Annotated in this window: 10 protein-coding genes; 6 read left to right on the top strand and 4 right to left on the bottom strand. The window is 67.8% G+C overall.

Annotated features, from left to right (window positions below):
* Window positions 1-195: 195 nt before the first annotated feature.
* Entirely contained in the window at window positions 196-2,304 is a 2,109-nt protein-coding gene (locus tag QZV72_RS05030; protein ID WP_297005967.1) for an NADPH-dependent 2,4-dienoyl-CoA reductase, read from the bottom strand.
* Between the two features lies 1 nt (window position 2,305).
* Window positions 2,306-2,881 carry a PadR family transcriptional regulator gene (locus tag QZV72_RS05025; RefSeq protein WP_297005965.1) on the bottom strand — a complete coding sequence of 192 codons (576 nt, stop codon included), beginning with the start codon at window positions 2,879-2,881 and terminating at the stop codon, window positions 2,306-2,308.
* Between the two features lie 97 nt (window positions 2,882-2,978).
* On the opposite strand from QZV72_RS05025, the gene QZV72_RS05020 reads away from it, so the two are divergent.
* The 3 genes from QZV72_RS05020 to QZV72_RS05010 all read left to right on the top strand — a co-directional run bounded on the left by QZV72_RS05020 (window position 2,979) and on the right by QZV72_RS05010 (window position 6,423).
* On the top strand, window positions 2,979-4,868 hold the full coding sequence (locus QZV72_RS05020; protein WP_297005964.1) for a DUF294 nucleotidyltransferase-like domain-containing protein: 1,890 nt from the start codon (window positions 2,979-2,981) through the stop codon (window positions 4,866-4,868).
* Window positions 4,868-5,509: an exonuclease domain-containing protein gene (locus tag QZV72_RS05015; protein ID WP_297005963.1), complete on the top strand. Its 642-nt coding sequence runs from the start codon at window positions 4,868-4,870 to the stop codon at window positions 5,507-5,509. Before QZV72_RS05020 ends, QZV72_RS05015 begins: the two co-directional genes overlap by 1 nt.
* A gap of 107 nt (window positions 5,510-5,616) precedes the next feature.
* Window positions 5,617-6,423, top strand: coding sequence for a fumarylacetoacetate hydrolase family protein (locus QZV72_RS05010; protein WP_297005961.1), 807 nt, complete (start codon window positions 5,617-5,619; stop codon window positions 6,421-6,423).
* Between the two features lie 76 nt (window positions 6,424-6,499).
* Here the strand turns inward: QZV72_RS05010 and QZV72_RS05005 are convergent, their stop codons facing one another.
* Window positions 6,500-7,642: an isochorismate synthase MenF gene (locus QZV72_RS05005; protein ID WP_297005959.1), complete on the bottom strand. Its 1,143-nt coding sequence runs from the start codon at window positions 7,640-7,642 to the stop codon at window positions 6,500-6,502.
* A 49-nt stretch (window positions 7,643-7,691) separates the two neighbouring features.
* On the bottom strand, window positions 7,692-8,450 hold the full coding sequence (locus tag QZV72_RS05000; protein ID WP_297005958.1) for an SDR family oxidoreductase: 759 nt from the start codon (window positions 8,448-8,450) through the stop codon (window positions 7,692-7,694).
* Between the two features lie 130 nt (window positions 8,451-8,580).
* On the opposite strand from QZV72_RS05000, the gene QZV72_RS04995 reads away from it, so the two are divergent.
* The 3 genes from QZV72_RS04995 to gltX are packed head-to-tail and all read left to right on the top strand — an operon-like array spanning window position 8,581 to window position 12,207.
* Window positions 8,581-9,906, top strand: a complete 1,326-nt coding sequence (locus tag QZV72_RS04995) for a hypothetical protein (RefSeq protein WP_297005956.1) — start codon at window positions 8,581-8,583, stop codon at window positions 9,904-9,906.
* Between the two features lie 28 nt (window positions 9,907-9,934).
* Complete coding sequence (locus QZV72_RS04990) at window positions 9,935-10,702, top strand: TIM barrel protein (RefSeq protein WP_297005955.1); 768 nt, start codon at window positions 9,935-9,937, stop codon at window positions 10,700-10,702.
* A gap of 11 nt (window positions 10,703-10,713) precedes the next feature.
* Entirely contained in the window at window positions 10,714-12,207 is a 1,494-nt protein-coding gene (gltX, locus tag QZV72_RS04985; RefSeq protein WP_297005953.1) for a glutamate--tRNA ligase, read from the top strand.
* Window positions 12,208-12,354 lie beyond the last annotated feature (147 nt).

Raw genomic sequence — 12,354 nt, 5'->3', positions numbered from 1 at the left:
CCAGCATCCAGGGAATCAGTTCGCTGCTCACTGGTATGAGACATACCTTGCAGAACGTGATCCATTCCGTGCACCTCGGGAACTGTAGGAACCCCGGAAACAGCTAGACCCCCTGCTCCACAAGTGTGGGGGGGTCTGCGTCCGCCACTTTACGCGCCGACCATGGAGAATTCAACGCACGATCTGCGCGATCTTCTACGCGATCTTCGCCGCAGCCTCCGTGCCCTGGCGGATCGCCCGCTTGGCGTCCAGTTCCGCGGCCAGGTCCGCACCACCGACGATGTCGAAGGTGATCCCGGCTGCCTCCAGCGGCTCCGCGAGGTCCTTCACCGACTCCTGGCCGGTGCACAGCACGATGTTGTCGACCTCGATGACGCGCCGTTCCGTCAGCTCCTTCGAGACGACCTTCCCCTTCTTGTCCTTCGTCTCGGAGTAGAACGCGAGATGCAGGCCAGCGTCGTCGATCTTCTCGTAGGTCGCGCCGCTGATCTGCTCGACCTTCTTCCCCTTCACCGAGGCCTTGTGGACCCAGCCGGTCGTCTTGCCCAGCGACTTGCCCTGCCGGGACGCCTTGCGCTGCACCATGTAGACCTCGCGCAGCGGTGCCTCGGGACGGGGCTTCGTGAGGAACCCGGGGGTTTCCGGGTCCTCGGTCACACCCCACTCCTGCTCCCACTCCTTGAGGTTCAGGGTGGGGGAGTCCGCGCCGGTCGGGGTGGTGAGGAACTCGGAGACGTCGAAGCCGATGCCGCCGGCACCGAGCACCGCGACCCTCCGCCCGATCGACCGCTCCCCGCGCACCGCCTCGGCGTAGGTCATCACCGACGGGTGGTCCACTCCGGCGATCGCTGGGACGCGCGGGGTGACGCCGGTCGCCAGGATGACATGGTCGAAACCCTCGGCCTTGAGGTCGTCGACCGTGGCCGTGGTGTTCAACCGGACATCGACCCCGCGCACCGCCAGCTGCGTCCGGAAGTACCGGATGGACTCGTGGAACTCCTCCTTGCCAGGGATCCGGGCGGCGATCGCGAACTGCCCCCCGACATGGTCACGGGACTCGAAGAGGGTCACGCGGTGACCCTTCTCCGCCGCAGAGACCGCCGCCGACAGACCCGCCGGACCCGCACCGATGACCGCGACCTTCTTCGCCGAGCGGGTAGGGGACAGGACCAAGGAAGTCTCCCGCCCGGCCCGCGGATTGACCAGGCAGGAGACCTTCTTACCGACGAAAGCATGGTCCAGGCAGGCCTGGTTGCAGCCGATGCAGGTGTTGATTTCCGCGGATCTCCCGGCCGCGGCCTTCGCCATGAACGCCGGATCGGCGAGGAAAGGTCGGGCCATCGAGACCGCGTCCACCCGGTGGTCGGTGAGGACGCTCTCGGCGACCTCCGGGGTGTTGATCCGGTTCGAGGCGATGAGCGGGATCGCGACCTGGTCGCGCAGTCGCTCGGTGAACTTCACGAACGCGGCGCGCGGGACCGAGGTGACGATGGTCGGCACCTTCGCCTCGTGCCAGCCGATGTCGGTGTTGATGGCGTCCACCCCGTGTCGCTCGGCACGTCGGGCCAGCAGGGCGATCTCGTCGAAGGTCTGGCCGTCCTTCACGAAATCGGCGACGGACTGCCGCAGGATGATCGGGAAGTCACGGGGGACCTGACGGCGTATCTCATCGATGACCTCGATGAGAAAGCGCTGCCGGTTGGCGGTCGACCCGCCCCAGCGGTCGGTACGGTCGTTGGTGCGGGGGCAGAGGAACTGGTTGATGAGATAGCCCTCGCCGCCCATGATCTCCACGGCGTCGTACCCGGCCCTGCGTGCCAGTCGTGCCGCCCGGCCGTAGGACCGGATCGTGTACCGGATCATCTGCTCCGTCATCCGGATGTGCTTGAAGGGGTGGATCGGGGAGGGCTCGCTGCCCGGCGCCGCCTTGAACGGGGTCACACCGTAGCGCCCGGCGTGGAGGATCTGCATCGCGATCAGGCCGCCGGCCTCGTGGACCTTGCCGGTGATCCTGCGGTGGTGCACGACAGCCAGCGGGGTGGCCATGCGCCCGCCGAGCGGCATGAGGTCGCCGGAGCGGGTCGGGGTGATGCCGCCGGTGATGATGAGGCCGACCCCGCCGCGGGCGCGTTCGGCGTAGAACTCGCCGAGCTCGTCGGCGTGCTTCATCCGGTCCTCCATGCCGGTGTGCATCGAGCCCATGACTGATCGGTTGGGCAGGGTGATGCCGCCGATGGCGAGAGGCCGGAAGAGGTTCGGGTACAGGTTGGGGAACGGGGTGGTCGCGTCAGGCGTGTCAGTCATGTCAGCTCTTCTCGGTCGTCGCAGGAGTCAGGGTCTCGAGCACTTCATCGCACCAGGCGACGAAGGCGTCCTCGAGGCGGATGCCGCCGCGCAGGACGAGGTACTGGTGCAGCCGTCGGCCGGTCAAGGCCGAAGGATCAGGCCGGGCATCAGGCCGGGCATCAGGGAACTGGGTGACCGCGTAGCCGCGGTACAGGGCCAGTCGCTCGGCATGGACGTCGCGGTGGTGGGCGACGTCGGTGAGGACGTCGGACAGGTCACCGTGTTCGGCGCCGCGCAGTTTCACGCCGAGTTCGTCTCGCAGGGTGGTCACCGTGGTCGGTTCGGCGATCCAGGACGCCAGGGCGTCTTCGCCGGCGGATGAGAGGGTGTAGACCTTCTTGTCCGGACGCCCCTGCTGGGGGATGTTTTCGCAGGTCACCAGGCCGTGGTCGTGCAGGCGGGACAGGGTGCGGTAGATCTGCTGGCGGGTCGCCGGCCAGAAGTGGCCCAGTGACGTGGAGAACTGCCGGCCCAGTTCGTAGCCGGTGCCGGGTCGTTCCGCCAGGGAGATCATGATCGCGTGGTCCAACGCCATGGATGGAACTGTAACTCCGGTCACAGAGATTGTGCAACGTGTTGTATATACCCCCGGCGTGGGGGTGAATGTTCTGATGACAACGTACTGTGGGCCCATGAGTGTGGAACTCGACGAAGTCCGCCGCTTCCTCGCGGGGCAGGAACCCTTCACCCACCTGCCAGACAGTGAGCTTGACGTCCTGCCGCTGAGGATGACGATGAGCTACGTCCGGCGTGGCGACACAGTCATCACCGCAGGATCCGACAATGACCGCCTGTTCATCGTCCGCTCCGGGGCGGTGGACGTCACCGATGAATCCGGTGTGCTGCTCGACCGCCGCGGCACCGGTGACTCCTTCGGTTACTCGACGATGCTCACCGGGGAACACACTGACGTCCACGGTCCGTCGCGCTACAGCATGGTCGCCGTGGAGGACAGTCTGCTGCTGTCACTGCCAGGGTCAGACCTGCTCGAACTCGTCGACCGGTACCCCGACATCGCCCGCTACTACGCCGGACTCTCGGTGCGGATCCGGGTGGATGCCGACCGGGTACGTCAGCGGGCCGGCACCGATGTGCTGCGCCGCACCGTCGCCGACATGGACCACCACAGGCGTGACCTGGTGACCGTCGACACCGATGTCACTGTCGCCGAGGCTGCCCGGGTCATGGGTGAGCGCCGGGTCTCCTGCCTCCCCGTCGTGGAGGGACGCCGCCTCGTCGGCATCCTCACCGACCGGGACCTGCGCAACCGCGTCCTCGCCGCCGGGGTCGATCCACAGGTGCAGGTCCGTGAGATCATGACCCCCGACCCGGTGTCTGTGGAACCCCGGGGCACCGTTTTCGAGGCGATGCTGCGGATGAGCGACCTGGATATCCACCATCTGCCGGTCACCGACGCAGCGCAGGGTGGCGACCTGGTCGGTATCCTCGCAGCCTCCGACGTCATGCGCACGATGCGCAATGACCCGATCTACCTCACCGCGGACCTGGCCAAGGCCACCACCGACGACCAGATGAAGCGCATCGTGGACGACGCCGCGACGATGGCCGCAGGCTTCATTGAACGTGGCGCGTCGCCGGAGGAGGTCAGTGAACTGCTCACCGTCGGTCTGGACTCCCTGGCGCGGCGCCTGCTCACCCTCGCCGAGGAGGAACTCGGTCCGCCACCGGTGCCCTACGGCTTCGCTGTCGTCGGGTCCCAGGGGCGCCGTTCCGTCGGTTTCGCCTCCGACCAGGACAACTGCCTGGTGCTCTCCGACGACTACGACGGAACCTCGCACGGCAGATACTTCGCCGCCCTGTCGACCCGGGTGTGCGACGGACTCGCCGCGGCCGGTCAGGTCCACTGCCCCGGGGACATGATGGCCTCGAACCCGGAGTGGCGCATGACGGTGAGCCAGTGGGTGGACACCTTCCACACCTGGGTCACCGCCCCGGACCCGGACGCCCTGCTCCACGCACAGACCTTCTTCGACATGCGGGTCGTCCACGGTTCCCGGGACCTGGTCGAGCGGGTCCACCGCTGCGCAGTGGACTCGGCGACGGGGTCCGGGCGTCTTCACGCGCAGCTCGCCGCCCTGGCGGTGCGCCGGGAACCGCCGCTGGGGGTGTTCCGTGGCCTGGTGGTCCGCCGGGGCGGCGACTACGCCAATACCCTCGACGTGAAGAAAGGCGGGATCGCCGCCATCGTCCAGATCACCCGGCTGTACGCACTTGTCGCCGGGTCACCGGTGGTGGGGACCGGCCAACGGCTCGCCGCGGCCGCACAGGCAGGCGTCATCTCCGTGAAGGGGGCGCGGGACCTCACCGACGCCTTCGGGGTGCTGACCGGTCTGGCGCTACGACATCAGGCGCGGCAACTGCGCACCGGGGAAGCCCCCGACTACGCCGTCAGCCCGGACGCACTGGGGCGACTGGAGCGGGAGAACCTGCGGGACGCCTTCGGCATCATCAAGTCGATCCAGTCCGCCCTGACCACCGCCTACCCGGTGCGGAGTACGTGATGGGGTTCCTGCGTCGGCGTTCCGTCGACCTGTCCCCGCCGGCCCCGGACTCTCCGCTGGAAACGCTCCCGCTGCTCGCCGTCGACGTGGAGACCACGGGCCTCGATCCGGGGAAGGACCGGCTGCTGTCCATCGGGTGGGTGCCGCTCGACGGCCGGGTCATCGACCTGTCCGGTGCTGGGGAGGTGGTTCTGCGCGACACCGTGGATGACGAGGCGGGCGTGGGGGAGTCAGCCACGCTGCACGGCCTGACCGATGACGCGGTGGCCGCCGGGATCCCGGCGGGTGAGGCTCTCGACCGGCTACTCGGGGTGCTGCGCGGGCGCGCCCTGCTCGCCCACTTCGCTGTGATGGAGACGGGATTCCTGTCCGCGGTGTGTCGGCGGGAACTCGGGCTGCGGTTGAAGGTGCCCGTGGTGGACACCCTGGACCTGGAACGACGACACATGGAGCGCATGGGCACCTACCCGCGCGGTGAGGACCTGCGGCTTTCCCGGGTGCGGTCCCGGTACGGACTGCCGTACTACGGCAGTCACCGGGCATCCACCGACGCGCTGGCGTGCGCCGAGCTGTACCTGGCGCTGACGGCGGGAGGTGAGGGAGCGAGGAGGTTCACGACGCTGCGTTCAACACAGGTGTGATATTAATCACTGTACGTTCCCACGATGTGGGCGTTTCCGCCCATTCCCGTCAGAAGAGGGGCATGCGGTGAGCGAGGGTCAGGACACCCTCTGTAGTGTGTCATCACATGCGTATCTCCCGAATTGCCCACCCCGAAGGCATGGCCTTCGTCGTCGTGGAAGGGGGCCAGCCGGACGGTGCAGGTGCGACCTGCCGCGAGATCGCGGGCCACCCCTTCGGCGAGCCCGAGTTCACCGGCCGTAGCTGGCCTATCGAGGATGTCCGGCTGCTCGCTCCCATCCTCCCCTCCAAGGTCGTCGCCGTCGGCCGTAACTACGCCGACCACGTCAAGGAGGTCTTCAAGAAGTCTGCGGAGCACCTGCCCCCGACGATCTTCATCAAACCACCGACAGCCGTCGTCGGCCCGCACGCCCCGATCCGTATCCCGGAGTGGGCCACCCGCGTCGAGTTCGAGGGTGAGCTCGCCATCGTCATCGGCAGGCCCTGCAAGGACGTCAAGCGAGACGACTGGAGGTCCGTCGTCCTCGGCTTCACCATCGTCAACGACGTCTCCTCCCGCGACCTGCAGTTCGCCGACGGTCAGTGGGCCCGGGCCAAGGGACTGGACTCCTTCTGCCCGCTCGGCCCCTGGATCGAGACCGACCTCGACTTCGCTGAGCTCGACAACCTGCCGATCAAAGCGCACCTCACCCACGACGGTGTCACCGAGACCAAGCAGGACTCGAACTCCGACCAGATGATCAAGGCGATCCCCGAGATCGTCGAGTGGGTGTCCTCCGCGTTCACCCTCCTGCCCGGTGACGTCATCTGCACCGGCTCCCCGGCGGGTACCGCCGAGATGGTCCCCGGCGACTCGATCGACGTGGAGATCCCCGGTCTCGGCCACCTGGTCAACCCGGTCGAACGCTACTAGGCACACCCGGCCGGCGTCGACCGCAAGGACTTCGACGATGCCCTCGATCCTGCGTCGCGGGTGCTGCCGGAGCGACCTACACGGTCCGCATCGTCGCCGGGACGTTGAGCGCCCGCAGTGCGGTCTGTAGTTTCGCGGTGGTCTCCGCCGCCTCCGCCGCCGCAGAGGAGTCCCCGACAACCCCGCCGCCCGCCCACGCCCGGGCCCCGGCTCCGGCGATTTCGGCGCAGCGGATGGAGACCATGTACTCCCCGTCACCGTTGCCCCGGCACCAGCCCACGAAGCCGGCGTAGAAGTCCCGCGGCTCCTCCACCTCGTCGATGATGCCCAGGGCGTCATCGGTGGGGAAGCCGCCCACCGCGGGGGTGGGGTGGAGCATCAACGCCAGGTCGAGGGCGGAGGGGCCGTCGGTCGGGACCGTGCCACGGATTCTCGTGCCCAGGTGCCACATCTCGTTGGTCTGGATCAGCTCCGGACGCTCCGGGACACTGAGTTCGGTGCACACCGAGGTCAGCACCCGACGGTAGTGGTCGGTGACCCACCGGTGCTCGGCGAGGTCCTTGGTCGAGTCCTGCAGCATCCGGCCGACCGCCGCATCGGCGTCCCGGTCCCGTAGCCGGGCCGCAGACCCGGCCAGTGGCAGGGCCTCCACCGTGGTGCCGCGTCGCCGTATGAGCAGTTCCGGGGACGATCCCACCAGCATCGTCCCCCGGTCATCGTGGCGACCGGTGGCCCCCAGATCGACCGCGAATCCGTCGCGGTGGGCAGAGAGATCGATCATCCGCGCGGCGATGAGCAGCGGATCGACCTCCTCAGCGAACTCCACGTCCACCGCGCGGGCCAGCACCACCTTCTCCAGGCCGGAGCTCTGGATAGTGGCGATCGCCGCAGCCACCGTCGTCTGATGCTCCTCGGGACTGGTCAGCGGCGTCACCGAGAGAACCTCGACGGTGCCGCCGGCCGCCCGGCCCCGGTAGTGCGCCGGGGGCTCCAGCGGCCCCTCTGATTCGATGACGGTCTCGGGGGTGGTGAGTGCGGAACGATTGGCGGTGTCGAAGGGGACCGCACCGACGATGAGATCGGCGTCCCCGTTACGTAGCGCGGTCGAGGCCTCGAACGGGTCCGGCCAGGTCGCCCGGGATCCGCGGGTGCGCAGGCTCCCGGAAGGGCGCGACAGCAGGAAGTCCGGGGCGGTCGCGGGGCGGTCGAGGTAGGTCACGCCATCAACCGTACCCAGCGCTGACGGGGTGACAGAAATCACCTGGCGGTCAGCCACGCCCCAGGTAGGGCATACCCGCCGCTGTGACGGTCACCGTATCCACGCTGACGCCGGCGGGAAGGCCGGCGACGGTGACGAGCAGCCGGGCGGCCTCAGCGGCGTCGAACATCGGCTCGACGGAGCTGAACGCCGACAACAGTTCGGTGCGGGCGTTGCCGATGTCCAGTTCGGTGGCGGTGATCCCCAGGTCACGGCCGTCGAGGGCGGTGGAGACGGTCAGTGACGCCACCGCTGCCTTCGACGCCGCGTAGGCCGCAGCCCCGGCGCGCGGCGCGTGGGCGGCGATGGACCCGTTGTTGATGATCCGGCCGCCACCGTGGGACGCCATCCAGGCGAAGACCTCCCGGGTGCACAGGAAGGTGCCCAGGGTGTTGGTGCGCAGCGTGTCCCCGAACGCCGCGGCGTCGAGACTGTCGAGCCGCCCGGTGGGACCGGCGGTCCCGGCGTTGTTGACCAGCACGTCGAGGCGGCCGTAGCGGTCGGTGACGGTACGCACCGCCTCGACGACCGAGGTCTCGTCGGTGACGTCGCAGACCACCGCGGAGTGCGGCTGCGGGCTGTTGTCGGCGGCACTGGCTGCGGCGCAGGCGGTCACCGTCTCACTCAGCGAGGACAGCGTCCGGCCCAGGGCCGCGACGGTCCAGCCGTCACTCGCCAGTGCGGTGGAGAAGGCACGGCCCAGGCCGCCGCCGGCTCCGGTGACCACGGCGACCTTCGGGGAGGTGGTGGGGGTGTTCGGGCTGCTCATGATGTTAATCCTACGTGCTGTTCGAACAACAGATGGTGTGTGGCCAAGTCCTGTCGCGTGGCCGCTCTACGATAGGAAAGCGCATGATGATGCGGTGGATGAGCCCCGTGTCCTACCGAGGGAGAAACGCATGACGAAGGAACGGGACGTTGTCGTACCGGTACTCACACTGGCGACGGGGGAGACCCACATCCCTGAGGTGATACCCGCGGGGCCGATGACCGGGCAGAAGCTCACTGAGTTGAGGACTGTGCTGGCGGCTATGGCGGATCACCCTGTCGCAACCCTCGAGATCCGACCGATGCCGGAGCCGGTGCCCCGGAGCTCCGGGATCTCGCTCAACGCGGTGAGCCCGCTCGCGACACAACTGTCGAAGCTCATCAGTGATTCAGTGAAAACCTCGCCTGCTGTGGACACAGCGATTCGCAACGGAGAGAACCTTTACCGGATGGTCGTCCCTGCGAAGGTCGCCGCACAGTTCGGAGCGGGAGTCGTGAAGCCGATGAAGGCGAAGGGTGTGGCGGAGGGCGTCCATAGCGCACTCGTCGGTGCCAACGGGATCGCAGCTCAGGCTACGTTCGTTCCTGTGAAAGCGGCCGCTGCGGGGGCAGCTGGCGGAGCGGCAGCCACGACCGGAGTTGTCGCTACTACCGGAGGCGCGGCAGTAGCAGGAACGGCACTCACCGTTGCCGCACCGCTGGTCCTCATGGCCGTGGCCGCAGGTGCTGCGGCGAACGCAGAGGCGCAGCAGCGCCAGGCACTGGAGAAGATCACCACGCTCCTGGAGGACCTGAAACAGGAGAAACTCGATGATGAGCGGAACGACCTCAAAGGCTCGACCGGAGCGGTCAAGAAGGCGGCGGCCATTCTCCTGGATCGTGGAGAGGTCGGTCATTCCCTGGGGCTGGATTCCGCGGTCCACACCATCGACAAGGAGCTCAGCAGGACCGAGGACCGGCTCGGCAAGTGGCGTGACGCACTCCGGAAGCTTCCGGAGGACAAGGGCGTGGAGCTGTCCGCGTTGAAGGCGTTCCCCGGCGTCGCAGGGAAGGGCGGGCAGTTCCGCACATACCTGGAGATCGCGGCCCTGGCGATCGCGCTGAAGCGGCGGGTGATCGTCCTGCAGGCCGTTGAGCACGCCCAGGCGTCGGAGGGGAATGTCTTCGAGAGGTTCTCGCGGGAACTGAAGGCGGACCAGGAGCGTATCGACGAGCTGGAGTCCGGGATCAACGACGTCCTCCTCCGACTGTCGTCACTGCAGATCAAACGGCAGAGTGGCTTCAGGTCTCCGGTGTTCACCGGTGCAGAGGTCGACAAGCTGATGAAGCAGGCCCACCGGATCCACAGTCTCAGGAAGCAGGTTGAGTACCGGGACGGCACCCCGGACGTCGCGATCGACATTGCCCGTCGACGGGACGGTTCGGTGACCGTTCTTCCGGCGGTCGCCGCCGGATGACCCGCACCCTAGTGCCACACTGGGCGGCGTGACCCCTGATGCGAACCTCGGCCTGAACCACCTCTGCACCGTGATCAACTGCTCCGTCGGTAGACCGCCCGGAGACCCCGATCTCGACCGCGCCACCGCGCTCGGACTGGACCGCATCGAACTGTGGTGGCCCTGGACCACACCGGAGCCTACCGACACACAGGTCGACGACCTCATCGGGGAACTGGACCGCCGCGGCCTCACCCTCGTCGCCCTCAACTTCTGGGGCGGGGACACGTCGGTCGGGGAACGAGGCGTCCTCCACCGGGAACCGTTGAGCCGAAGCCACCTCGACGCCCACGCCCGGCTCGCAGAACGGACCGGGGCGGACCTGTTCAACCTGCTCGTCGGCCGTGGCGGCCGGAGCATCACCGACGCCCAACGGGAGCGGACCGCTGCCGTGGCGTCCTCGGTCACCGGACGGGGACTGGGCACCGTCCTGGTCGAACCGTCCCGCAGCCCCGGGGCGGGTCCGGCGGACTACCCCGTCCAGACCGTCGCCGACGCCCTCGACCTCATCGACGACACGCCGGGCACCGCCCTGCTCGCCGACCTCTGGCACCTCGCGGAGACTGAGGGGCACGACGGCGTCCGGGACTGGCTCGACGACCCCGGGACCCCGGGTACGTCACCGCTCCACGTCCAGATCGCCGACGACCCGGGACGGGGCGCGCCGGGGAGCGGCGTCCTCCCGCTGGGGCGGTGGCTCACCGACCTGCGGGCGAGCGGGTACACCGGCGAGGTCGCAGGGGAGTGGGTGTGGTGAAATAGAGGGCTATGAGTGACATTCGCGTCCGTTTCTGCCCGTCGCCGACCGGGACCCCGCACGTCGGCATGGTGCGCACCGCACTGTTCAACTGGGCCTACGCCCGCCACACCGGCGGCAAGCTGGTCTTCCGCATCGAGGACACCGACGCCGCGCGCGATTCCGAGGAGTCCTACCAGGCTATCGTCGATTCGCTCCGGTGGCTGGGCATGAGCTGGGACGAGGGTGTGGATCCGGTGGGCGGCCCGCACGCCCCCTACCGTCAGTCGCAGCGCATGGGCATCTACGCCGATGTCCTGCAGAAACTGAAGGACGCCGGGGAGGTCTACCCCGCCTACTCCACGGCCGAGGAGGTCGAGGCCAGGCACATCTCAGCCGGTGAGGACCCGAAACTCGGCTACGACAACTTCGACCGTGACCTCACCGACGAGCAGATCGCCGCCTTCGAGACCGAGGGACGCAAGCCGGTGTGGCGGCTGCGCATGCCGCAGAAGACCTGGACCTGGAACGATCTGGTCCGCGGAGAGGTCAGCGTCGAGGCAGCGAACGTGCCCGACTTCGTCGTCGCCCGCTCCAACGGTGCCCCGCTCTACACCCTGGTTAACCCGGTGGATGACGCCCTGATGCAGATCACCCACGTGTTGCGTGGCGAGGATCTGCTGCCCTCCACCCCGCGCCAGCTCGCCCTCTATGAGGCCCTGGAGCGCATCGGTGTCGCACAGTTCACCCCGGAGTTCGGCCACCTGCCCTTCGTCATGGGAGAGGGCAACAAGAAGCTGTCGAAGCGTGATCCGGAGTCCAACCTCTTCAACCACCGGGACGCCGGCATCATCCCCGAGGGCATGATCAACTACCTGTCCCTGCTGGGCTGGTCACTGTCCGCCGACCAGGACATCTTCAGCGTCGACGAGCTCATCGCGAACTTCGACATCGCCGACGTCAAACCGAACCCGGCCCGCTTCGACCAGAAGAAGCTGGAGGCGATCAACGCCGACCATATCCGACTGTTGGAGCCGGCCGACTTCGCCACCCGCCTGCGCAGCTACCTGGAGGAGTACAAGGGCTTCCCGGCGGACTACCCGGCCGACAAGTTCACTTTCGCCGCCGACCTGGTCCAGACCCGCATCAAGATGCTCGGTGACGCAGACGGCCTGCTCCGCTTCCTCATCACGGCGGACGCCGACCTGGAGCTCAACCCCAAGGCCGCGAAGAAGAACCTCAGGGAGGACGCCGTCGAGGTCCTCGACGCCACCATCGAGGAGCTTGAGGCACTGGGCGAGGACGAGTTCGTCACCGCGACGATCGAGGCTAAGGTCGGTGGCCGTCTCATCGAGACCATGGGGCTCAAGCCGCGCAAGGCCTACGGCGCACTGCGCGTCGCCGTGACCGGTGAGCAGGTCTCCCCGCCACTGTTCGAGTCCATGGAGCTGCTGGGCCGGGAGTCCACCCTCGCGCGGCTGCGTGCGGCACGTGCCGTCACCCCGTTCGTGGTGCCTGAGCAGTAGCCCCACATCGACTACCTGCAGGTTTGCGCTGCTGAGCGGCGCACGCCTATAGTAGTTCCCGTTGCACGGCAGGGGGCACCGGCTCCACGGAGTCTCCTCAACCGTCGTAATGATTGGCCTATGGTGTAATTGGCAACACAGCGGTTT

This window comes from uncultured Corynebacterium sp., assembly GCF_902782855.1.
In the GTDB taxonomy this organism is placed as follows: domain Bacteria; phylum Actinomycetota; class Actinomycetes; order Mycobacteriales; family Mycobacteriaceae; genus Corynebacterium.
The sequence above is the reverse complement of the archived record's forward strand: the minus strand, read 5'-3'. Positions and strand labels throughout refer to the sequence as shown.